15 protein-coding genes are annotated in these 24767 nt (G+C 40.4%); 12 read left to right on the top strand and 3 right to left on the bottom strand.

What is annotated here, in order from left to right:
* The 7 genes from Q0788_RS09530 to Q0788_RS09500 form a co-directional block, all read left to right on the top strand.
* Positions 1–472: TRAP transporter large permease subunit (locus Q0788_RS09530; protein ID WP_298810071.1), on the top strand; the 472-nt coding region annotated here is incomplete at its 5' end.
* Between the two features lie 164 nt (positions 473–636).
* Positions 637–2091, top strand: coding sequence for an aldehyde dehydrogenase family protein (locus Q0788_RS09525; RefSeq protein WP_298810068.1), 1455 nt, complete (start codon positions 637–639; stop codon positions 2089–2091).
* Positions 2092–2254: 163 nt separating this feature from the next.
* Positions 2255–3301 (top strand): TRAP transporter substrate-binding protein, encoded by a 1047-nt coding sequence (locus tag Q0788_RS09520; RefSeq protein WP_298810067.1) that lies wholly within the window; start codon positions 2255–2257, stop codon positions 3299–3301.
* Positions 3302–3424: 123 nt separating this feature from the next.
* Positions 3425–5032 carry a benzoylformate decarboxylase gene (gene mdlC / locus Q0788_RS09515; RefSeq protein ID WP_298810066.1) on the top strand — a complete coding sequence of 536 codons (1608 nt, stop codon included), beginning with the start codon at positions 3425–3427 and terminating at the stop codon, positions 5030–5032.
* Positions 5033–5461: 429 nt separating this feature from the next.
* Positions 5462–7804, top strand: a complete 2343-nt coding sequence (tynA, locus tag Q0788_RS09510; protein ID WP_298810064.1) for a primary-amine oxidase — start codon at positions 5462–5464, stop codon at positions 7802–7804.
* Positions 7805–7968: 164 nt separating this feature from the next.
* Complete coding sequence (locus Q0788_RS09505) at positions 7969–9393, top strand: aldehyde dehydrogenase family protein (protein ID WP_298810061.1); 1425 nt, start codon at positions 7969–7971, stop codon at positions 9391–9393.
* Between the two features lie 222 nt (positions 9394–9615).
* Positions 9616–11274 (top strand): GMC family oxidoreductase, encoded by a 1659-nt coding sequence (locus Q0788_RS09500; protein ID WP_298810058.1) that lies wholly within the window; start codon positions 9616–9618, stop codon positions 11272–11274.
* Positions 11275–11771: 497 nt separating this feature from the next.
* Here Q0788_RS09500 and Q0788_RS09495 read toward each other — a convergent pair whose 3' ends face one another.
* The gene (locus Q0788_RS09495; RefSeq protein WP_298810055.1) at positions 11772–12593 is read right to left on the bottom strand and encodes an alpha/beta hydrolase; all 822 of its coding nucleotides are present in this window, start codon (positions 12591–12593) and stop codon (positions 11772–11774) included.
* A gap of 1325 nt (positions 12594–13918) precedes the next feature.
* Here Q0788_RS09495 and Q0788_RS09490 point away from each other — a divergent pair.
* The 5 genes from Q0788_RS09490 to Q0788_RS09470 all read left to right on the top strand — a co-directional run bounded on the left by Q0788_RS09490 (position 13919) and on the right by Q0788_RS09470 (position 21046).
* Entirely contained in the window at positions 13919–14980 is a 1062-nt protein-coding gene (locus Q0788_RS09490; RefSeq protein ID WP_298810054.1) for a histone deacetylase family protein, read from the top strand.
* A gap of 74 nt (positions 14981–15054) precedes the next feature.
* A complete protein-coding gene (locus Q0788_RS09485; RefSeq protein WP_298810052.1) occupies positions 15055–16311 on the top strand; it encodes a Zn-dependent hydrolase in 1257 nt (418 codons plus the stop codon).
* 153 nt (positions 16312–16464) lie between these two features.
* Positions 16465–17892: a sodium:solute symporter gene (locus Q0788_RS09480; protein ID WP_298810049.1), complete on the top strand. Its 1428-nt coding sequence runs from the start codon at positions 16465–16467 to the stop codon at positions 17890–17892.
* 174 nt (positions 17893–18066) lie between these two features.
* Positions 18067–19722 carry a thiamine pyrophosphate-binding protein gene (locus Q0788_RS09475; protein WP_298810046.1) on the top strand — a complete coding sequence of 552 codons (1656 nt, stop codon included), beginning with the start codon at positions 18067–18069 and terminating at the stop codon, positions 19720–19722.
* 400 nt (positions 19723–20122) lie between these two features.
* Complete coding sequence (locus Q0788_RS09470; protein ID WP_298810043.1) at positions 20123–21046, top strand: LysR family transcriptional regulator; 924 nt, start codon at positions 20123–20125, stop codon at positions 21044–21046.
* A gap of 453 nt (positions 21047–21499) precedes the next feature.
* Here the strand turns inward: Q0788_RS09470 and Q0788_RS09465 are convergent, their stop codons facing one another.
* Positions 21500–23236: a BCCT family transporter gene (locus Q0788_RS09465; protein WP_298810040.1), complete on the bottom strand. Its 1737-nt coding sequence runs from the start codon at positions 23234–23236 to the stop codon at positions 21500–21502.
* 38 nt (positions 23237–23274) lie between these two features.
* Positions 23275–24723: a C69 family dipeptidase gene (locus Q0788_RS09460; protein ID WP_298810037.1), complete on the bottom strand. Its 1449-nt coding sequence runs from the start codon at positions 24721–24723 to the stop codon at positions 23275–23277.
* Positions 24724–24767 lie beyond the last annotated feature (44 nt).

Raw genomic sequence — 24767 nt, 5'->3', positions numbered from 1 at the left:
ATTGATTGAGACACTAGCGCTCTCTGCAGTGGTGTTCTTTATGCTACTGGGTGCAGAGGCATTGGGGTATTTTATCTCAGTCTCACGCTTGTCTTATACCTTGGCATCTTGGATCGGTGGATTGGCGGTCAGTCCAATGATTGTCCTAATCTGTATCCTGTTCATGTACTTCCTATTAGGACTGTTCATGGACGCGTTAGCAATGCTAGTAATCACAATACCTGTGGTATATCCCATCATTCTAGCGTTAGGGTTTGATCCGGTATGGTTTGGCATCATTGCGGTATTGACGGTGGAGCTTGGTTTGATTACGCCGCCGATGGGGATGAATATCTTTGTGATTAAGGCGATGGCACCGCACATTAAGCTGAGTGATATGTTCCGCGGGGTGGCACCATTTATTGTCTCTGATGTGATTCGTTTGGTTATCTTGGTGATGTTCCCTGCGATCTCACTTGTGCTATTGGGGTAGTGTTTGTCAGACAGTTAATAACACGCTCTATTACAAGTCTCATCGTTGAAGTGCACCGTATTATTCATGATGCCGCGTATTGATATACGCAACATCATGTAAAAGAATCTTCGTAAGAAAATAGTAGTACCCCTTAGATAAATAGTTTTTAACAAGGAATTGATATGTCTAACTACACAAATTTACATCATAATTATATAGCAGGCGAATGGCGTGATGGTACATCGAGTCATGAAATCGTAACAAGTAATCCGTTCACTGGTGAAGATATCGCCACGTTTAAAGCTGCCAGCCTAGATGATATTAACAAGTCTTATGAGGCACTAGAGCAAGCACAACAAGACTGGTGTCAGACCAACCCTTATGCTGTGAGCCAAATTGTTGGGCAAGCGGCAAAAGTAATCAGCAATCGCCGAGACGAGTTGGTTGACTTGCTGGTGCGTGAGTCCGGTTCGACCGTGATGAAAGCCAATATCGAGATTGATGCCTGTATTGGGGTCATTAAAGTGGCCGCCGAGTACCCGTTTTTATTAGAAACTACGGTTGCACGCTCAGCCATTCCCAATAAGTTAAATCACATTATTCGTAAGCCAGTAGGTGTGGTAACGGTTATTGGCCCCTTTAATTTTCCAATGTTTTTAGCCATGCGATCGGTAGTCACGGCCTTGGCAAGTGGCAACACCGTATTATTAAAGCCTGCCTCTACCACACCCATTACTGGCGGTATCTTACTGGCCAAAATCTTCGAAGAGGCAGGTTTGCCCCCAGGTGTGTTGACAGTGGTTGTGCCAAAAACCTCTGAGATTGGCGATGCGCTATATACACACCCGATTCCTCGTGTGATTTCGTTCACTGGATCTACTGAGGTTGGTCAGAGCATAGGAGAGATGACGGGTCGCGAAATTAAGCGTTCTATTTTAGAGCTTGGTGGCAATAATGCCTTTGTAGTGCTTGACGATGCCGATATTGATTATGCGGCACGTTCTGCAGTCTTTGGTCGTTTCTTACACAGTGGCCAGATTTGTATGTCAGTGAACCGTATCATTGTTCATGAGTCTATCTTTGATGCGTTTGCCGAAAAGTTTGTCGAATATACAAAAGGACTGAACGTTGGTGACCCATCAAGACCTGATGTGTTGGTGGGGCCTTTGATTGATGAGCGCGAAGCTGTGCGGGTTGAGCAGGCCGTACAACAAGCAGTACAAGAAGGTGCTGAGTTACTTCTTGAAGGTAAGCGTGACGGTGCGCTCGTTTATCCATATGTCCTAAAGGGCAGTAATGACGTTTATTCTGCACGTACAGAAATGTTTGGCCCTGTAGTGACCTTGATTTCACACAAAGGCGATGCTGATGCTTTACGCTTAGCAAACGATACCGATGCTGGATTGAGCGGTGCTGTGCATTCTGCAGATATCTCCCGAGCACAAAGGTTTGCGGCAGGATGGCGCACAGGCATGGTTCATATTAATGATCAAAGTGTCAATGATGAGCCGCGCGTTGCCTTTGGTGGTGAAAAAGCATCAGGGGTGGGCCGCTTCGGTCGTCACATTACCTTCGATGAGTTCACGACTTATCAATGGGTATCGGTACAAACTGAACAGCGTCCATATCCTGTTTAGTGATTTTTAATAATTGACTATCAATAAGTGATTTTGAACTTAAGAATGTAGGCATTAAGGTTCTTATTACCAATCATTCAGGCATATGAGAGCGGCATAGATTGGAAGCTATGCCTATTTATCTATCACAATAATTGTCTACCATCAAAAAAAGGAATTCATGATGAGTAAAACCTTTTCAATCAGCTTAGTGTTGGCGGCTCTAGTGGGTATGACGGCTTGTTCACAATCAGATGACAGCATCACTCAAAGTGCTCAAGAAGTCACCACTCTGCGCTTCTCACATTTTTGGCCAGCCACCTCGACCACAAACACAGAAATATTTGAATACTGGGCAAAAAAAGTAGAGGCAGAATCTAAAGGGAAAATTAAAATTGAGATATTTCCTTCTGCAACACTCAGTAAACCAAACGCAACCTATGATGCAGTTGCCAATGGTGTGGTCGATATTGGTTCTACGCTCCAAGGCTATACCAATGGCCGCTTTCCATTGACTCAAATTACTGAGTTACCAGGGCTGTCAAACTCGGCAACACAACTAAACTGTATGCTCCATAATCTATATGACGATGGTGTGATTGCAAGTGAGTATGAAGACACTCATGTGTTGTTCATGATGGGTACCGGCCCTGGTGGTTTTCACACGGTTGACAAGCCGATTCGCACACCAGATGACTTAACCGGGATGCGTATTCGAGGTCCTTCAGCAATAACGGGCAATATCATTGACGCAGCAGGTGGTACGCCAGTGGGGTTGCCAGTGACTGATCTTTATACCTCTTTGCAGCGCGGTGTATTGGACGGTATAAGCTTGCCTTGGGATGCTATGGGTTCCTTTAAGTTGACAGAGATAACCAACACTCATACCAATATCCCTTTTTATAGCTCGCCGATTGTTGTGACCATGAATAAAGATAAATATGAAAGCTTGCCAGACGATCTTAAAAAAGTCATCGATAATAATTCGGGTGCAGCGATGGCTAAAATAGCGGGCAAGGTGTTCGATGAAGATGATGCAAGGTATATGGCTGAAGCCAAAGCTAAGGGTGATTCAATCATAGATATTCCCAATCCACTAGAAAACCCTGAATGGAAAAATCCTTTAGAAGCGGGCACACAAAAATATTTAACAGATCTTGCCAAGCTGGGTTTGGACGCTCAAACAGCTTATCAAAAAACTATAAAAGCCAGTGCCGCTTGTCAGTCTTAATAGCTAGGTCACTTGCTCCGATAGTAGGGACTGTAAAGCAGTCCAATATTACACAGACCTTAGTATTAACAATTTTGACAATCAACGCTTAGCAATAAGCAATTAGTGACAAGGATGTCCTTTATGTCTTCTATACAGCATACAGATACTGTACAACAAGTGACGTTTCGTTTGATGCGTGAACTTAATATGACGACAGTGTTTGGTAACCCCGGCTCTACTGAGCTTAATTTTTTGAATAACTTTCCTGAAGATTTTGAATATATATTGGCCTTACAAGAGTCATCTGTTGTGGCGATGGCCGACGGCTATGCTCAAGCATCTGGCAATGCCGCTTTTGTCAATCTGCACTCAGCAGTAGGGGTTGGCCATGCCTTAGGAAACATATTCACAGCATATCGAAATCACACACCGTTGGTCATAACGGCAGGCCAGCAATCTCGTAGCATCTTACCTTTTGCACCTTATCTTGGTGCAGATCACGCTGCCGACTTTCCAAAACCGTATGTTAAATGGAGCATCGAGCCTGCGCGTCCTGAGGATGTGCCATTGGCAATCGCTCAAGCGTATCATATTGCGATGCAGCATCCACGTGGTCCAACCTTTGTATCGATACCTTCTGATGATTGGGATAAAACGACCTGTATGCCTCACTACTCAAAAGTGATTGAGGGTACGATACCAACGCCCGCAGCCATTGATCAGCTGTTAGAAGTACTCAAAAATAGTCAAAATTTAGCCATAGTTGTTGGTGCAGATGTCGATAGGCAGGATGCATTTAATACTGCTGTTAAACTGGCTGAGCGGCTACAGGCACACGTTTGGGCAGCACCGTATTCGAGTCGAGCTAGTTTTCCAGAAGACCACACTCAGTTTGCAGGGTTTTTGCCTGCGCTTCCTGAGCAGCTGTCAAAAAAACTGTCTGGGTATGATGTAGTTCTGGTGATTGGCGCCCCTGTGTTTACGTTACACATTGCAGGAGATGTGACGATATTTGATTCAGCAGTCAAAATATATCAAATTACCGATGATCCAAAATATGCGGCATTTGCCTCTGCAACCACCACTTTATTTGGTTCAATCAACCACAGTATTAGTGCCATGTTGGATAAAATCCTTCCTCTATCTGACTCTCAGAGTGACAAATTTGTCACGCCGCTGCGTCCTGCTGCACCCAAGGTAACTGGAGCGACCCCTATTCCAGTGGAGTATGCCATTGATCTGCTGTCGCATGCACGACCATCTGACTCTATTATCGTCGAAGAAGCGCCTTCTCACCGGTCTGTCATTCAACGTTTTTTGCCCATTACACAAGCGCAGGGCTTTTTTACGATGTCTAGTGGTGGTCTTGGCTATGCGTTACCGGCATCAGTAGGAGTCGCGTTATCCACTAATAAACGGGTTGTGTGCTTAATTGGTGATGGATCTTCTATGTATTCTATTCAGGCTGTTTGGACGGCCGCGCAGTTGAATTTGCCTGTGACATTTATTGTGCTAAACAATTTTGGATATGGTGCCATGCATTCATTCGGTAAAATTATGAAGAGTCAGTCTGTACCAGGGCTTGACTTGCCCAATATTGACTTTGTGCAATTGGCCAATAGTATGGGTTGTGAAGGTGCTTGTATTAAAGAGCACGAAAACCTACCCGAAGCAATTCATAAAGCGGTCAATGCATCGGGCTGTTATCTGTTAGAAGTCATTGTTGACCCAAATACAGGTGATATTTAGCGCCCCATTCTCAGATATGATCACCTATTGTTATATGTGGGCATATCTGAGTATCTATCAGTATTTTATGGGTATGGAAATTCTAATTTAGTTTGGCATTATCAAATATATTAGCGTTGCTATTATGGACAATAAAATCCCCCAAATCACTGATATACTACAACTTTATAGTGAACTATTGTTTAACTATGTAAATACTGTTACAGTATTATTTGAAAATTCTGATGAACTAAAGTTTTGTTTATAACGATTGTGTTCAGCATTATGAAGAGGGTTATTAACAGCCGTCTGTCAACGAGTAGAAAACCTACAACCATCGGTTAATAATACTGATGATAGAAACGTTAAATATAATATTAGCTATCAATATTTAGCGGCTATTACAAAAAATAAAGCCTATATCCATCCACAATAACAAGGAAGTTATCCATGAGACATTTTTGCTCACTCTCAAGCCATCAACAGAAAGTCAACGCTACAATCAGTAAAAACCCTCGCCAGCATACCTCATTGTCATCTACTCTAACAGCATTGGTCGCCAGCTTGGCTTTTATTTATAGTGGACAGGCACTGGCACATGGCGGAGAGGTACATATGGTGCCGATTGAGGCAGCTATGACCACAGCAGGGGCAGAGGTCAGCTACGACAGCTACGCTGATATGTATACCGTCACCAAAAACTCTACACGTGTACAAATCAAACCCAATAGCGCAACTGCCATGGTGAATGGAAAGCCCTTAAAGATCACTAACCCACTGGTCATGAAAGATGGACAAGCTTTGGTGCCTGACACCTTGGCCAATGAAATACTCCAATCCAATTTGGATCAAACATTCAAAATAGAGCAGAGCCCGCATCCCTTGAATGTATTGAGTAGTGACGAGATTAACGAAGTCACAGCCATTATTCGTAAAGCCAAACCTGAACAAAAAAACTCACGGTTTGCTGATATTCGTCTAAAGCAACCCGACAAAGATGCCGTGTGGCGTAACGTGATTGATAGAAAACCTTATACAAGCGACCGCGTGGCAACGTTTACCATCTTAAAAGGCAATACGGTCATTGAAGGGGAAGTCGATTTAAGTAAAAACACGCTGACAAGCTGGAAAGTTTTAGAGAACACTTTTGGCATGGTACTGGTCGATGACTTTATGGCCATACAAGACATCATTCAAACTAGCCCAGAGTATAAAGCCGCACTGAAAAAACATGGGGTAGACGATGTGACCAAAGTGGTGGGCACACCGTTGACCGTTGGGTATTTTGGGGGAGAAGATGGTCTGTTAGACAAGCAACAGAGGATTCTAAAAATTGTCTCTTACCTAGATGTCGGCGATGGTAACTATTGGGCACATCCGATCGAAAATTTAGTAGCCGTGGTCGATTTAGATAAGAGCAAGATTATTAAAATCGAAGAAGGTGGTGTTATTCCTGTACCGATGACCCCGCGCCCAATTGATGGTCGCGATAAAAAGGTTGTGACCAATAAACCATTGAACATTATTGAACCAGAAGGAAAAAACTATACCATCACTGGTCGAAACGTTGAGTGGAACAATTGGAAGTTCCATATCGGTCTAGACAGTCGTACAGGTTTACAGCTCAGTACCGTTACTTTTAAAGACAAAGGTGTAGACCGTAAAATCATGTATCAAGGCAATTTAGGTGGCATGGTAGTCCCTTATGGTGACCCTGATATGGGTTGGTATTTTAAATCTTATCTAGATTCTGGCGAATATGGTATGGGCACCTTAACTTCCCCACTAGAAAGAAATGTTGATGTACCAGAAAATGCGGTGCTCCTTGATGCGGTGCTTGCAGATTACGAAGGTAATCCTTATACCATTCCGAATGCCATTGCCGTGTTTGAACGTTATGCAGGCCCTGAGTTTAAACACCAAGAAATGGGACAAAAAAATGTCAGTACTGAGCGTCGTGAGCTAGTTGTACGCTGGATCAGCACCATCGGCAACTATGACTATATTTTTGACTGGGTACTTCAGCCAAACGGTACCATTGGTATCAATGCTGGCGCTACTGGTATCGAAGCGGTCAAAGGTGTTATTACCAAAACCATGCATGACCCAAGTGCTAAAGAAGACACACGTTATGGCACACTGATAGACCACAACATCGTTGGCACCACGCATCAGCATATCTATAATTTCCGCTTGGATATGGATGTTGATGGCGAGACCAACAACATCAAACGTATAGAGCCAGTAGTCGTACCCAATGTGCGCAGTGGCCCGCGTACCAGTGCAATGGAGACTCGTGAGACGACAGTATTAACAGAAACTAAAGCGAAAGAAAATTTTGACCCTACTACTGTGCGTTTAATCAGTAATGCCAGTAAAGAAAACCGTATGGGCAATCCAGTTTCTTATCAAATGATTCCATTTGCAGGCGCCACTCATCCCATTGCGAAAGGTGCTAATTTTGCAGATGATGAATGGTTATTTAAGCGTCTCAATTTTATGGATAAACAAATTTGGGTGACAAAATATAATACGAATGAGTTATATCCAGAGGGTACTTATCCTAATCGTTCTGATAAAGATACGGGGCTAGGATCCTTCGTTGCAGATGACGAAAACATTCATAATAAAGATTTGGTGGTTTGGCTAACCACGGGTACTACTCATATAGCTCGGGCTGAAGAATGGCCTATTATGCCGACAGAATGGGTGAATATTTTGCTTAAACCGTGGAACTTCTTTGATGAAACTCCTTCGTTAAATCTTAATCAAAGTAAAGATGAGAGCAAATAAATATTTTGGAACAGTAGTCCATTAGTGCAGCAATATCATTGCTGCACTAATGCTAATTATTTATAAGCACAGATACCCCAAGTAAATAATTTGACTCTATAGCCTAGTTTAAGTGTTTTCAGTCAATCCTATAAATAATATTTACGAGAATAAGAGTTAAAATAATGAGAGAATTTAATTTAATTATCGACGGTAAAAGTGTTGCTACTACCGATTGTTTTGATGTCATCAATCCTGCTGATAAATCTGTTATTGCCTGCTGTCCAAAGGCCAGTGTGGCTCAATTAGATAAAGCAGTCGCAGCAGCCAAAGCAGCGTTCCCTAGTTGGTCAGTACTCACCTATGCAGAACGCCGTGACTACTTAATGCAGCTTGCTGATGCGGTTGAAGCTCGTGCTGATATGCTTATGACGATGCTGACCAAAGAGCAGGGTAAACCCACAAAAGGTTTTGCCGATTTGGGTGCAGGCTTTGAGCTTGGTGGGACATTGGCTTGGATACGTGCGACCGCCAGCATGGCGTTGGAACCAGAAATCATTCAGGACAATGACTCGGCTCGGATAGAGTTACATCGTAAGCCACTTGGCGTCGTAGGCTCGATTACCCCATGGAATTATCCCTTACTTATCAGCATTTGGCACATCATTCCTGCTTTGCTCACTGGTAATACCCTCGTCATGAAACCGTCTGAGATGACCCCATTGACCGTACTATGCTTTGGTGAGATTGCTAAAGATATTTTGCCAGCAGGCGTATTGAATGTGGTAACTGGCAAAGGTGATATTGGTGCGGCGATGTCTGCACATGTGGATATTCAAAAGATTGTATTTACAGGCTCAACCCCAACTGGCAAAGCCATTATGAAAAGCGCTGCCGTGACTTTAAAACGTCTGACGCTTGAGTTAGGTGGCAATGACGCTGGTATTGTACTGGCGGATGCTGATATTGAAGCCATCGCGGGTAAGATTTTTGCAACCTCTTTTATCAATAATGGCCAAACGTGTGCCGCCCTAAAACGACTATATGTGCATGAATCCGTGCATGATAAGTTGTGTGCAGCCTTAACCACGATTGCCAAAAGTATGAAGACAGGTAATGGGCTTGATGAAGACACCGACTTTGGACCTCTACAAAATGAGGCACAATTAAATATTGTCAAAGCCCTTGCTCAAGATGCCAAAGAGCGCGGTGCAAACTTCTTATGTGGCGGGGAAGTGGTAGACGAGACCGGCTATTTTTATCCCATAACGTTGGTGAACGATATCAATGATGGCGCAAGATTGGTTGATGAAGAACAGTTTGGACCGATTCTACCGATTATTAAGTTTAGCGATATCGAAGAGGCGATTGCCAGTGCCAACCGCTTATCTGTTGGACTTGGTGGTTCAGTCTGGTCAACAGACATCGAAAAAGCACAGAGTATCGGCTCACGTTTAGACTGTGGCACTGTGTGGATCAATAATCATGCCATGGTTCAACCCGATGCACCATTCGGTGGTGTTAAAGACTCTGGGTTTGGTATTGAGTTTGGAGAAGCTGGTCTCAAAGAGTTTACCTCTATACAGACGATGCAAGTTTTTAAATCTTAATAGATATTTATTACATAATAAGTATCTAGTGACCGCTAGTAAATGCAAAAAATATGGCCGAAGTAGAACAGGTAGTGATTACTTATCTTTAGATATGCTAAAAGCCCCAGATTACATGGTTATTAGTAGGAAAGATCAGTTATCTGAAGATGGTTAGTGATTTTAATTGAAATAGGCTCATCTAAAATAAAGGAATATAGCTGACAATAAAAAGGAGTTTTAATGTCTACTAAAAATAAATCAAAAGGTATTTCACGTCGCAATTTTTTAGGATATACCGCAGTTGTCTCAGGTGTACTTATGTTGTCTAAGGGTGCTATAGGTGCAAGTATTAATCCTATAGATAGCCATAGTAAAGAATTCGATTATGTGATTATTGGCGCAGGTTCGGCAGGGTGTGTACTTGCGAATCGTTTAACTGAAGACGGTAGTCAGGTACTTATTATTGAAGCAGGAGGTCCCGATAACAGTGAAATGATATCAACACCTATGCGTTTAATTGAGCTATGGGGTACCGAATATGATTGGGACTATAAAACAATACCGCAAAAAAATGCACACTATCGTATCTTAAATTGGCCGCGTGGTAAAACGGTGGGTGGGTCGTCGTCGTTAAATGCTATGATTTATGTAAGAGGTAATGCGTCTGATTATGACCATTGGGCAAATGAATTAGGTTGTGATGGGTGGTCTTATAACGATGTACTACCATATTTCAAAAAGTCAGAAAATTACTCACGTGGTCCAAGTGTCTATCATGGCGGTGACGGGCTACTTCATGTTACTGCAGATTTTACTCCTCATCCAGTAACGAAAGCGATAGTTGATGCTGCTATAGAGTCTGGTATCTCTTTTAATGATGACAGCAATGGGGAGACACAAGAAGGGGTCAGTTATACTGATTTAAATACGAAAGATGGGAAGAGACACTCCACAGCAGTCGCTTTCTTACGGCCAGCTCTCAATCGTCCTAATTTATCATTAATAACTAACTCACGTGTCCATAAAGTAAATATAACAAAGGGTGTAGCAACAGGTGTTACATATCGTCAAGAAGGCACTATCAAAACAGTCAAAGCTAAAAAAGAAGTGATTGTATGTGGCGGTGCTATTGAATCTCCTCGTATTTTGATGCTATCAGGCATTGGGTCAAAATCAGAGTTAGAAAAGCTTGGTATTAATGTGGTTGTCGATAGCCCCGGTGTAGGTGAAAACCTCCACGATCATAACTTAAGCCCTGTAATATACGAAGGAAAGAAAGAGCTCCCGCCACCAAGTGACATGTCTATTCAAGTATTGCATGCTCATATGTTTGCAAAAACTCAGACAGTTCTACCAGGGGCCGATATGCAGCCACTTTTTTTCCATGTTCCTTATTACGCACCTGGTCAAGATAGTTCCGTTCAAAATGCATTCTCTCTAGTAGCTGCAGGAGTTAGACCGACCTCACGCGGTAGGATTACACTAAACAGTTCTAATCCTGACGATAAGATGAATATCGATCCAAATGTACTTGATACACAATATGATGTCGATACATTAGTGACTTCGATTAAACAAATGCGTAATATCGCAAACCAACAAGCCTTAAAAGAATGGCGTGGTCGAGAAATATATCCAGGTGAAGGTGTTAAAACAGATGAACAAATTGCAGAGTATGTGCGTTCGTCAGTTGTAAGTTACCATCACCAGAATGGCACCTGTAAAATGGGAAGTGATGGTTTAGCAGTGGTGACACCGCGATTAAAGGTTCGAGGTGTTAAAAAACTGCGTGTGGTAGATGCCTCTATTTTCCCGTTCGTTATGGCTGGTAATACAAATGCACCCACAATTATGGTAGCAGAGAAGGCAGCTGACATGATTAAAGAGGACAATGCATAAACTATGTATGGAGTCAGATATCCAAATGGGACTCCATGTTAATATTTTTCAGCCTTTAAAAATAAATCTAACCCCAATATCAAGCGCCTTACCTAGATAAAAGCATGTTATCGAAAAAGCCTTTCAAGTTATGAAGTATTAAGCTTGAAAGGCTTTATCAATTTTGGGCAATATGGCAATTAAGATAGTAAGCAATTAATGATTATAGTTGTTAAAAGGCAATAAAGAATCCTTGTGAGAGGTTGTCAAGGGTTTAAATGATTACTAATTATATCTTAACAGGTGTGCTTACTCAGAGTAAGCTGTGGGCTCAATAGTTTTTTACACCAAGCTATGCTTTGTGGAATTGTTGAAATTCCATTTCGTATACACGTCTACAGTTAGCTCTCTGTAATGGCGAACGGTACAATAAAAACGCTGCATTAAACAGTAATATAGTATTTCTGTTCGATGCAGCGCTATGCTATGTGTCTCTGTGTCTCTGTGTCACTCATGTTTTAGCTTAGAAACTGATTGATATGCTCACCAATTTCATCAGGTTTCTCATCAATCAACCAATGAGCAACATCTTTAATCCAGACAAGCTTTGCGTTTGGAATCGCTTCTGCCAGCTTTGGTGCATATTCCGGTTTTTGGAAAGGGTCTTTGTCGCCCCACATAATGAACGTCTGATGTGGAAGGTTGCTAAGTTCGTCAGTAATGGCCTGAGTATACTCTTTATTCAACCGTCTGAGATTGCGAAAGAAGGCATGCTTGCCATCTTCAGTTGACCAAGGCTCAAGATACATCTCAATAAGCTCATCAGTCATGACACTCTTATCATATACCCCTTTTGGTAGGAAGCCTCGCATCATGCTTAAAAAGTCCTCTAGACTCATCTCTGACTCAGCACCAGGTTCCTGTAGCGGCTCAAAATCTGGGATAGGCCATGAATCGAAGCAGATGCTATCTATCAAAATCAGCTTTCGAACTTTCTCTGGATAATTGACAGCTATCAACTGAGCAACGCCTCCACCAATATCATGTCCAACAATATCTGCTTGCCGCGCACCTAGGACATCCATGAGTTTTACAATCGTGTTGCTTTGTGCATTAATGGACACATCTGCGTTTTTTGGTTTTGCAGATTTCCCATAGTTGAGAAGGTCGGGGGCGATGACCCGATGTGTTTTTGCAAGTTGTGGAATAATATTTCGCCACATAAGACTATTGGTTGGAATCCCGTGCAGCAGGATTATTGGACTACCTGAACCTTGTTCTAGAAATGCAATCTTATGCCCGTCAATATATGTATAATTTTCTGTTATTTGAGTGCTCATAACATCCTCCTAAAGATGAATTTTAATAATCGTGAAATCGTTCTACGGAAAGGGGAAACAGATTTTTTCAGCTAAGATAAGGCAGTAACTGATCCAACGTTATAATAGTAATGTGAAGGAGTTCTTCAGTAAGTATGCGGTCTCAGTGATCAACGGCAACATGGCTATCAAAAATAGCACTAACTGTTTACGGATCCTTATTTATGAGAAGCTTATTCTCATCACACTATTTCTTCTACTCGCTTAGTCAAAAGCCTAATGTAATGGCTTTATTGAAATAACGCGACTGTACCAAAGACTGTTGTACTGAAAGTCGTACTGAGTTTAGATAAACCAATCTGATGAAAGTGTTATTAATCATACATTAATAACAAAAGCATTATGGCTTCAGCCGTTATAGGTTTGTAGCTCAACCGTTATTAATCGTTAACTACCGTGTTTTAGAGGTAATAAAAAACCCCACAGCGTATAGGCTATGGGGTTTTTTATTACTTCTAATATTATTTAATGGTGCGCCCACCAGAATTCAAATTACTACATTAAATTTATGATAAATAAAGCCTTTATAAGTTCGAACAATAAAAATACCGTAAGTGACTAAAATGATAGTGTAAATGCTACTTTTTTCAAATTGTCTGACCTCCGCTATCAAATCCGTACAGTTAAACCTGGGATATTTTAGTTACGCAGCCTGATGGTAAAAGTCAGACCATACCTTGCTTGGTGATCTATAGACCAAACTTTTTTTAATGCTAATCACACTACGAGCATAGTTTTTATCTTACATCAGGGCGAAACAGTGCTTCGCTTTATCCTCTAATATCCCTCGTTCCTCTTAGAACATTATAAATTGGCGTTTATTCTTTTCCGATATGGCTATCTTCTTGACAGCCTTGGCTTTAAATTTGTCATTTTATGTTCTGATTTTTTGGTCATGACAAACTCCGGTTAATACGCTTAGTTTAGCAATTTTAATTGTAAAGTTTCTTCAGCATAGCTCAAACAGCATCTTTTCATACAACACATTAATGACGTTTGGGTGCTTTCACGTATATTCTTTTCTTAATCTCTAATTACAAGTTCAATTGTACTTTTAATCAATAAGTTTCTTATGAAATTAACTTTATTGATATTAGCTGTGCTTATACATACTATTAATTTATAACGTTTGACTGTGACTTTTCAGCAACATATATTATAGAAAAACAAGTAAAACCTATTGAATATAGCCATCTACCATAGGGTGCAGCCAAACATACTTTAGTAAGTGTATTAGGATTTTTAATATAATTTTTAAGTAATTTAGAAACAAGGAAACGTTCAAAATGAAAATTTATAACCACGAAAATCAAATGCTTCATCATCCGAAAAGCTATTTTTCTCGAGGGAAAATGCGTCAGCCGCAAGAAAAGCCTGAGCGTTTGACTGAGCTTTTAAAAGCGCCAGAGGTGTTAGACTTGAAAGTAACGACCGCTAAAGATATAGGCATCGCGCCGATTTTAGCAGTGCATGATTTGGGTTACGTGGATTTTTTGAAGAACGCCTACAGTGAGTGGATGGCGGTCGATGAAGAAATGGGCGAGGAAGTTCAAACTACTATCTATATGCCAAACAACAATGAAGGTCTTGGTATCTTGGCCAAAGCGGCTAAATATCAAGCCGATGGTAGTGCACCAATTGGCAAGCACTCATGGACCTCTATCTATTGGTCGGCTCAAACAGCACTCAACGCTGCTGACGCCTTATTAAATGATAAAGACAGTCAAAACCTTAATCAAAATGATATTCAAATATGCCTAACTAGACCTGCAGGCCATCATGCTCGTAAGAACGCAGCAGGTGGTTTTTGTTATCTAAATAATGCTGCAATCATCGCTGAGCATCTTCGTCAAAAATTTCAAAAAATCGCCATCATAGATACTGATATGCATCATGGGCAAGGTATTCAGGAAATATTTTACGATCGTAACGATGTGCTATATACGTCTGTACATGGCAGTCCTATTAATTTTTATCCAGTAGTCGCAGGTCATGAGCACGAACGAGGTGTAGGGGCGGGCTATGGATATAACATCAATTTTCCAATGCCACATGGCACAGATGAATCCGGATTTTTTCATTACGTCGATCAATCAATCGACGCTCTAAAACTCTTTGACCCAGACGTTATTGTTCATGTTTTAGGGTTTGATGTTTATAAAGATGATCCACAAGCCAAATGTCATGTTAGCACTAAAGGCTTCAAAATTTTGGCAGAAAAAATCCAAGCAATAAACAAACCGGTCATTGTGCTGGTCGAAGGAGGGTATTGCATAGAAAAGCTCAATGAAAACTTACAAGCTTTCATCTCTGGATTTACTTCAGAAAAAATCATCAATAATAAGTGAGTAGCTGTAGTTAATGATCGATTGTTCATTGAGCTATCTAGCGAAATTAGAACCTAATTAAAGGTCGGACTAAAATGATTAAAAATACTGAGATTACTGCCAGCGAGAGTCGCTTATGGGCATCTTTGATGGATATGGCGAAGATTGGTCCAGGTATTGCTGGTGGCAGCAATAGACAGGCACTAACAGATGAAGATAATGAAGGTCGCACCCTTTTCAAAAATTGGTGTGAAACTGAAGATATGGTCGTAAAAATTGATGAACTTGGTTCTATGTTTGCCTTTAGAGAGGGTACTGATCCAAACGCACTACCTGTCATGATAGGTTCTCATCTCGATACGCAGCCTACGGGTGGTAGATATGATGGTATTTTAGGCGTTTTAGCTGGATTAGAAGTTGTGCGTTCACTTAATGAGCATAACATTGAAACTAAACACCCAATAGTCGTCGCAAACTGGACAAATGAAGAAGGTTCACGCTTTGCACCGTCCATGATTGCATCAGGCGTCTATGCCGGTAAATATGATCTCGAATACGCATACAATTGTACAGATCCAGACGACATTAGTATAAAAGATGAGTTAATACGTACAGGTTGGCTGGGTGATATGCCCGTAGGGAAGCCAGAGATACATGCTTATTATGAATACCATATTGAACAAGGTCCCATCTTAGAGGCAGAAGATAAGTTGATAGGGGTTGTGACGCATGGTCAAGGTCTGGCTGCTCTTGAAGTGACATTGACAGGTAAGGCTGCACATACTGGCTCGACACCTATGACAATGAGGTCAAACGCTTCTTTAGCAATGGCTAAAATAATTCATGTTTCCCATGATTTGGTCATGGACAATCAACCTAATACCGCAGTTTCAGTGGGTAAGATTGACGTTTCTCCAAACTCTCGCAATGTCCTTCCGAGTAAAGTGGTATTTACTATAGATATCAGGGCAGCTTCGCAAGATAAATTCGATGAGTTATGTAATCAGATAAAAGCTAGGGTACACCAAATATCATCAGAGTTTGAGGTGGGCTGTTCAATAGAGATAGTAGGACACAAAGATCCTGTCGCTTTTGATCCAAAACTAGTGAAGATAATTCGTGACGCAACCAGTAAGTTAGGTTACTCGAATATTGATATTTGCTCTGGTGCTGGACATGATGCTTTTTGGATAGCAGATGTAGCGCCCTCTGCGATGATTATGTGCCCTTGCGTAGATGGTATATCGCATAATGAAAATGAAGAGATTTCCTCTGAATGGGCGGTCGCAGGCACTAATGTGTTGTTACATGCTGTTTTAGAGACAGCTATCATCGACGATGGTAAAAACTAAATTAGTCAAGCTAGTGGCTATTTTATTAAAAACTTAATAACAATTTTCAGTCCTTTTTATCCGGATTATAGGAGTTTTATTATACTCCGTTATTACTAGGTTTTTTGTTGAAAGCTATTTTATTACGATTTAAATATTCCGAGGATGGACATTATGTACGATTCAGGAGAAAGACTGATATTAGGGTCTTTGGTTATTATTTACTTCATGTTTTTATTTGGCATTTCCTTTTACATTAATAAAAAAAGTATTAAAACTTACGACGATTATAACGTCGCTGGTAGATCAGTAAAATTATTCCCACTTATCTTAACCTTTACAGGTACTGCTGTCGGTGGGGCAATCTTGTTAGGTTATATGCAGCAAGGTTTCATACGTGGCATGGGACCACAGTGGCTAAACTTTGGTATATTTCTAGCTGGTATTTTTATACTGGCATTTTATCTAAAGCGTGTTCGAGCATTAGGTGAAAAATATAATATGGTGACCATCGCAGATTTCACAGTATTAAGGTTTGGAGAAGGGGCAAGAATTCCAACAGTGGTGAGTCTATTGGTAGCGTATAGCGCTATTACAGGTATGCAGTTTGTAGCAATTGCGACAATCCTCAATCTGACTTTGGGTACCAGTATTACGACAGGTGTTATAGTCAGCGGCATATTGGTCACGTTAAAGACTTATTTTGGTGGCATGAAGTCTGTTATTTGGCAAGATGCATTTCATGGCACTATACAGACCGTAGGTATCTTTATATTATTTTGTACTGTTCTCATTGCAGCAGGTGGTCTTGAAGGAGTGCAGACACAAGTTGCACTGTCTGGCGAAAGCGATTTTTTAAGTTTTTTCAATATTCCAGCGTCTGAAGTTATGGTTTATATATTAACCATAGGCGGTTATCAATTTGTGCGACAGGATTTATGGCAGAGATTTTGGGCGGCTGATAGTGCTAAAACAGCACAAACTGGGTTCTGGATCGCTATTGTTCTCGCATTTTTAACAGGATTTTTTGTTATTCTGATCGGCATTATGGGGCGTTTTGGTCTTAATCTACCGCTAGAAAATGCCTCTTTAACCTATTTTGCTATTATTGGCGATGTGTTTAGCTTCCCTATGATAGTTGTAATGGTACTTGCACTTCTAGCTACCGTCATCTCCACAGCAGATTCATTTTTCATGGCAGGTGCGTCATCGATTATTAATGACATTGTCAAACCAAGACTAAACCATTCAGAAGATCTTGATCAACGCCTTTTAAAGTACAGTCGTTACTCAGTTCTTGGCGTAGCGGGTATCGCCTTGACGTTAGCTATCTTTATTCCAGACCTCATCGTACTGTGGATAATGGGCTCCGCTATGTTGGTATCAAGCTTGTTAGCACCCATTACTGCAGGGTTGTTTTGGAAAAAAGCGACACGTTTGGGTGGTACTGTAGCAATGTGGGTTGGGCTAGTGATTGCAGTAGTTTGGCAAGTTCTTGGTCATCCTTTTGGCATACATCCAGTGTTTATTGGTTTACCACTTTCAATATTTTTAGTAATTGTTGTCTCATTAATGACTAGAGATGATAGTAGTAATATTTAACAACTGACAAATTATTTGCTCAAGTAGAGTTCAATATTCAGCAGCGATAATTCGTATTTAAAGTGACTGTCCTATGATTATCCTAACAAGGGATCTCATAGGATAATCAGACAATTCATAATTTCCATAATGGCGTTATGGTTAACAGTATTTAAAGTAATTTAGGGGTAAAAAATGAGTGATTTAAAACATGGCGGTCAAGCCATTGTAGATAGCCTTAAGCAACACGGAGTAGATCGAGCGTTTATAGTACCGGGTGAGAGCTATTTAGCAGTACTTGATGGCCTTTATAACTCTGATATTCAAACCATTGTTTGTCGTCACGAAGCTGCGTGTACTTATATGGCTGATGCACATGGTAAATTTACAGGTAAACCTGGTATTGCCATGGTGACCCGTGGTCCAGGCGCTGCGCAAGCTTATACTGGCATTCATACGGCTTGGCAAGACGGTGTACCGCTAATATTATTTGTCGGCCTTATACCGATCGCTGATAGGCAGCGTGAGTCATTCCAAGAGTTTGATCCGATACAGTGGTTCGGTAGTCAATGCAAACGAGTCTTCATTCTTGACGAAGTCTCTAGGGCATCAGAAATTGTTGCCAAAGCATTTCATGCGGCTTTGGAAGGTCGACCAGGACCTGTCGTAGTTGGATTACCTGAAGATATTATTCAGCAGCCATTTGAAAATCAGAATCACCCTGTGATTCCTGTCGCTCAAGGCACAGTTACACAATTAGAGCTGCAATCAATAATTGATGCACTATCAATGGCTAAAAAACCTTTAATATTTGTTGGTGGTCAAAATTGGGACGCTCAAACATGTCAAAAATTAACTAAGTTTGCGGAAGATAATCATATTCCCATCATACATGATTGGCGGGCCTCTGACAGAATCCCATTTGATTCGCCCGCTCATGCAGGTTACTTAGGATATGGTAGAGCAGATGAATGTGCAGAATTACTAAATTCGGCGGATATGTTGTTGACAATAGGTACTGTGCTTGGCGATGTGGCTAGTGATGGTTACACCTTGCGTCAATCATTCGATCAAGTCAATTATGTTGTCAATTTAGATACCAGCTTACGCGGTCATAGCGGCGCTACCACTTCTCATATCGCCGCAAGTCCTATTAGTTTTATAAAGGCAATTGCTGAATATAAACTTGACGAAATTGATGCTCAGCCACGTCTCTCATGGTTCAAGCACTGTCATAAACAACAGCGTCAAGACAGCGCTTTCCCAGAAATTACTCTTTCTTCCAATAGTCATGAAAAGTATGCCAGTATGACTTTGGTGATGAAAGAGCTGGTCAGAATTATTCCAGAAGATGCTGTATATAGCTTCGGTGCTGGCAACCATTGTTTGTGGGCGCAGAAATTTCTACCAACTAAGGTGTTTCCAAGTCAGTTAAGCAGTAGGAATGGGGCAATGGGCTATAGTGTACCAGCCGGTATCGCTGCTGCCCTAGAGTCTCCTGAGCGTTTATCTATTGTTGTTACTGGCGATGGTGAGTTTATGATGAACGAGGCAGAATTATCTACTTCGGTACGTTATAAAGCTCCCATTTTAATTGTTGTTATGGATAATGGTCAATTTGGTACTATTCGTCAGCATCAAGAGGCTCATTATCCGGATCGTGTGTCGGGTACACAGCTTCAAAACCCTGATTTTGCTTTAATGGCGCAGTCTTTTAGTGCTTATGGTATTACAGTAAATAATGATGAGCGAGTCGAAGAGCAAGTGGCAGAGGCTATGCGAGTTGTAAGTAAAGATCGCAAAACAGTGGTAATGCATGTGATTACTGATCCGGCTGAGTTAAATCCTTAATAATTTTATTAATCAGATAATTATTTCAAAATAATTGTTTATGACAAGTTGTTAAATTTATAAAGGCAAGCTGGCAAAGCTGTTCAATACTTTCAAAAAGAAGCTTAACATTAAGTGTTAGGCTTCTTGCTGTGCTGCATATGATTACAGATCTTAATGAGCTAACAATTTAGGTGTTAATTATTTTGTTATGACAAAGAGGTGTTATGACAAGCCATACAATAAGTCAGCTTTTATATTGACTCACTATCTCTAGCTATATTGTATTATGGACTGATAACAATAATGAGAGGTGAGTTGAGGACTCGGAGGCTAAGTATATATCGCGAAGACTAAGTCCTCCATACCTTTGGCAGACCTTTCATATCAATATATTTAGAATATAAGTGCTGAAATTACTATGATACAACGGAAGTTAGCAGACAATTTAAATTGGACATTACTCCACGTATTAATTGCTATATGTGAAGAGGGGAGTATTAGTGCGGCGGCTGATCGTCTAAACATTACACAATCTGCAGTTAGCCAAAATCTCAAAAAGCTTGAAGAGCAGCTCGAAAACCAGCTTGTTATTCGTAATACTAAGCCGCTAGAGCTCACACCGATCGGTCGTTATTGTCTTCAAGTTGCTCAAACGATATTTACAGAGATTACCTCTATTGAAGCGATGAAAGGCAGTAATCTACATCTTCTGGAAGGTAATATTAAACTATTAGTCGTTAGCCGGCTTCATAACCCCAAATATAATGATTTTTTAGTATATTTCAAAAAAAAATATCCGAATATTACGTTAGATTTGACGGTCAAATCAAGTACAGATATTTTGAATGATTTAAAGCAGAAAAACCCTGCTATTGGTATTTGTTTAGCAAAGCATACATCCGATACTCTCAATCAAAAGGTACTTTTCAATCAACGTTATTACCTATATTGTGGATATCACCATCCTTTGTTCTCAGTAAAAAATCTGAGCATTAGTAATATATTAGAAGAAAATTTTATTGCATTTAATAGCGAAGCTATTGGTGATGTTCTTTCACCAATAACGTTATTTAAAGAAGCCCATGATTTTACTGGTCATGTTAGTGCTTATACAAATAATTTAGATGAGCTGGTTCGACTGATTTATACTGGATATGGCATAGGTGCTTTGCCAGATCATTTTGTTGCTGCTACTCATCTAGTATCTAAGCTTAGACGCTTACCCCCGAAAGATGGGATTGCTGATATACCTGTATATATTTTTTGGCACAAGCATCGTGCTTTGTCCGCTATTGAAGCCAAATTTATTGAAGAAATTATAAAGTTTGATATTTCTTTTTAGCAAAAATACATAAATATAATATGATCTAATAAAATAGCTAAAATCAGGTTCAAACCTTAATATTAATAATATCACTTAAGAAAAATAGAATTAATGTATAGGCTTTTAATGCTATATATGTCAATATTACAAACACCATAATATTGAGAGAGCTATTACTTAGAAAATCACAGTTCGGTTAATATTTTTTCCGCTTGGACTGTCAGGTATGTAGTATTAGAAGGACGACTTGTATTTTATTTACTTCCTTAGAAAGTGGTTTCCCAAACCTAAAAAATCACCCTTACTTAAATAGCGAGGGTGATTTTTTGTCTATGTAGTGATATAAACTAAATAGCATATCCGTTACGTAGGTACAGCAAGATTTCGATTTCTTACAAAGACAGAGCCTTTATGAAATACCAGTCTAATTATAAGAGTTCTGACACAGGTGATGCTTTACATACACACTAATCATTTTTCTCTTGATCTTATATTATCTAAAATAAGAGCTTTTAATAAGCTAATTGCCATCAAAATAATGATAAGTGAAAAGGGTATTGCGGCAATAATCATAGCTGAGGTAATAGCACTCAATCCACCAGCTAATAATAATGCTGCAATAACGGAAGCTAGAGCAAGACCCCACACGATGATGTGTTTTTGGCCATTTTCAACTTCGACCTCACCTCCGGCATTTAGCATATTGACAACTAGCAGCGCAGAGTCAGCAGAAGTAACCAAATAGGTTAATAGCAATACAACCACCATCGCTGATAATATTTTTGCCATAGTCGGCTCTAGCATAAAGCCAATAATCTCGAATAGCTGAGCGGTTAACCCTGACTCAAATATTTTGCCACCAGCAATGCCACTTAATTCTAAATCGATGCCAGTACCACCAATGAAAGAGAACCAAACAAACAGTGTCAGACTAGGCGCTACGATACCAATCAATCCAAATTCACGAATGGTACGGTTTTTGGAAATACGTGCTAAAAACATACCAACGAATGGTGCAAAAGCAATCCACCATGCCCAGTAAAAAATAGACCAACTGGTTTGCCAGCTACCCAATTCAGTATTGGGTTCCCAGACGGTAAATACCATTGCAGGCAAGTGCACGACGTAGGTAAAAATCCCTTTGCCTAGCATTTCTAGGGCGAACATAGAGGCCCCAAAAATCAAGAAAAAAGCTAAAAGGGAAAATGACAATATCATATTGATATTACTTAACCACTTGACGCCTCGTCCAACACCTGACAAAGCAGAAATCATCGCTAGGCACATGACCACAAACAACGATAGTAATAATGCTCCAGTTGTTGGCTCAGGGTTATTGGTATTAGTCACCAACCAATTAATACCAGTAATACTGTATAGCCCGGAAGCAAAAGAGCTTAAGCCAATACCAATTGTTTGTGCAATACCAAATATCGTGGCAATTACTGCAGATATATCAATGATATGACCCAATAACCCTTCTAAGTGTCTACCAAATAAAGGTGTTAATGCTGAGCGCATGGTTAATGGTAATCCACGAGAATAACTGAAATACGCCAAACAAATACCGACTAAGCAATAAGTTGCCCAAGCACTGATACCCCAGTGAAGAAAAGAGTAGCGAAAGGCTGCGTCTAGTGCTGACTCGGTTTTGGGTAATACCACGCCATCGATAGCAGTTAAAGCACTGGCCGCCACTTGGTCTTGATAAAAATTGAATACATCAGCACCTTGAGGTAGCTTGAGACCATTAGCATTCAACGCTGACATGATTATTTCTTTGGACATAATAGTGTCAGGATTGTTTGCCAAATGCCAAATAGGTTCGGCAGCACTATAGGTGAGTACACCAATACCAATACCTGCCCCAAAAATCATGGAAAACCATGAAAAATTTGAAAATTCAGGTTTCCCATTAGGGTCGGAGCCAAGTTTAGTGCGTCCAAACGATGGCCATAAAATAGCGGTCAGGCAAACAAATATATAAAAAGCGACAGAATACGTATAGTAGCTATTCAAGTTAGTGTAAGACCAGTTTTTCATATTATCCAGAATCGCACCGGAACGATCAATGTCGCTTAAAATCCAGATAACAACTAATGTCACCAAAACCTTCGATGTTATGGTGACAATACGGTTAAAACCTTTGTAGAAACCTTTGTCATGAGTTTTTATAGTTAACTCTGTCAATGGGGGACGAATAGGCATAGTTTCTTCCTTAAAACTAAATGCAATGAATTATTAATTTATAGCCATTCAACGATGGTATTGCTCAGATACTTACCCTTTATATATTTTCCTAGTCTCAATGCTTCTTTATAGGCTTTTGTAGCACTGTCATGAGTGAAATTAGCTAACTCGCCAATACATTTATCTTTATCTAAAGTCGCCAAGTTATTATTCAAAGCCAACTGTTCAGAGAAAAATGTTTGTTGCAACTTGCTGAACTCAGGCTTTACTAGTTTGTTGGCTATAGCGTCATAATTTCGGTAACAAAGTTGCCCGACTTCTTGAAATGCCCACCAAGCTGAATCTAAGTCATAATCACCAGTGGATGCTATTTGATAAGGGTGAGGTATGTCACTTGTCACTATATAAAAAGGGACGAAGCAACTTAACTTACTAGCTGCAGGTGCTATCCACATACACCCTTCTTGCATTTCATCGGTTTCAGAAAAGCGCTTATTGCCTTTAAACTCAAAGACCATGGAAAAAACGGTCCCACTCTGTCCAATACTGTGGCTTACCTCCATCCAAAGAGGGTTGCGAGCCATCCCTGCTTCTTGGTATTTGGATAAGTCATATTCAGTTCCTTCAAAGGTATCGCGCAAAATATCCATCATATTTAAAATAGATATTTTTTTACTAGGCTTGCCTTTATAAATGTATAAACTAGGATTATGTTTTAACTCACATAATCTATGTACACAGTTATATCTTCTCAGTCTGTTTACATCCTTATCTGTACCACCGAAGGCCTCCGAAACAATCGGTCCTTGACCAAAAATTTTGGAAAAATTAAAAGTGTCGCCTTCATGATATAGGTCGCTCGCTAGAGCATATGAGCGCAGATGTGATGAATACATGAATGTATCATCGTCTAAAAAATCAATCTCTTGTGTACCAAAACAGTTAGGGCGGCATTCAACTTCATCATTATTTACCTTTCTTGCTACCCATAGCCCACCTGGAACAACCTCTAAGAAGAATCCTTCATTGGGGTCGGCTACTGCTATGGTAACGGCACCAGAACCGCCTTCTATAGAAGATACGGTGTAGCCGTATTGATCGATTAGTTCACCAATCATTTCAATAGATTGCCTAGCCGTTTTACCTCTTTCTAAAATTAAAATTGATAGATCATCAGCTTCTAAGATGTCTGTATCTTGTTGGTTGTTGTGAAAGTTATAGACACCTGTCATGCCTACTGCAACCTGATTTTCGTTCATACCATCAGCCCATGAAAGATGCCGAGTACCTGTTTCATAGTCACAAACTGTATATGTGTAGGCAAATGTCTCTGGCAATTGTGGTATTTCTATACCCTTTACGGTGAGAAAAGTATCTTCACTGCCATACGATTTATGAGGTTTGTGATGGACTTGACCTGGACTACCTGGCCAATCATTGTTTACACCCATAATTACGTAACCTGTTGTGGTGGTATTACGCCCTGCTATGACCGAGAAACACATGGTTATTACTCCTTTTTATGCTGTATATCTCTCAATATTCATAT

This window comes from uncultured Psychrobacter sp. (assembly GCF_947500265.1).
Lineage (GTDB): Bacteria > Pseudomonadota > Gammaproteobacteria > Pseudomonadales > Moraxellaceae > Psychrobacter.
Note: the sequence above shows the minus strand (reverse complement) of the source record. Positions and strands in the feature narration are given on the sequence as shown.

Coding starts and splice junctions, on each gene's coding strand:
- Q0788_RS09525 (WP_298810068.1), top strand. CDS start 637: ATGTCTAACTACACAAATTTACATCATAATTATATAGCAGGCGAATGG.
- Q0788_RS09520 (WP_298810067.1), top strand. CDS start 2,255: ATGAGTAAAACCTTTTCAATCAGCTTAGTGTTGGCGGCTCTAGTGGGT.
- mdlC (WP_298810066.1), top strand. CDS start 3,425: ATGTCTTCTATACAGCATACAGATACTGTACAACAAGTGACGTTTCGT.
- tynA (WP_298810064.1), top strand. CDS start 5,462: ATGAGACATTTTTGCTCACTCTCAAGCCATCAACAGAAAGTCAACGCT.
- Q0788_RS09505 (WP_298810061.1), top strand. CDS start 7,969: ATGAGAGAATTTAATTTAATTATCGACGGTAAAAGTGTTGCTACTACC.
- Q0788_RS09500 (WP_298810058.1), top strand. CDS start 9,616: ATGTCTACTAAAAATAAATCAAAAGGTATTTCACGTCGCAATTTTTTA.
- Q0788_RS09495 (WP_298810055.1), bottom strand. CDS start 12,593: ATGAGCACTCAAATAACAGAAAATTATACATATATTGACGGGCATAAG.
- Q0788_RS09490 (WP_298810054.1), top strand. CDS start 13,919: ATGAAAATTTATAACCACGAAAATCAAATGCTTCATCATCCGAAAAGC.
- Q0788_RS09485 (WP_298810052.1), top strand. CDS start 15,055: ATGATTAAAAATACTGAGATTACTGCCAGCGAGAGTCGCTTATGGGCA.
- Q0788_RS09480 (WP_298810049.1), top strand. CDS start 16,465: ATGTACGATTCAGGAGAAAGACTGATATTAGGGTCTTTGGTTATTATT.
- Q0788_RS09475 (WP_298810046.1), top strand. CDS start 18,067: ATGAGTGATTTAAAACATGGCGGTCAAGCCATTGTAGATAGCCTTAAG.
- Q0788_RS09470 (WP_298810043.1), top strand. CDS start 20,123: ATGATACAACGGAAGTTAGCAGACAATTTAAATTGGACATTACTCCAC.
- Q0788_RS09465 (WP_298810040.1), bottom strand. CDS start 23,236: ATGCCTATTCGTCCCCCATTGACAGAGTTAACTATAAAAACTCATGAC.
- Q0788_RS09460 (WP_298810037.1), bottom strand. CDS start 24,723: ATGTGTTTCTCGGTCATAGCAGGGCGTAATACCACCACAACAGGTTAC.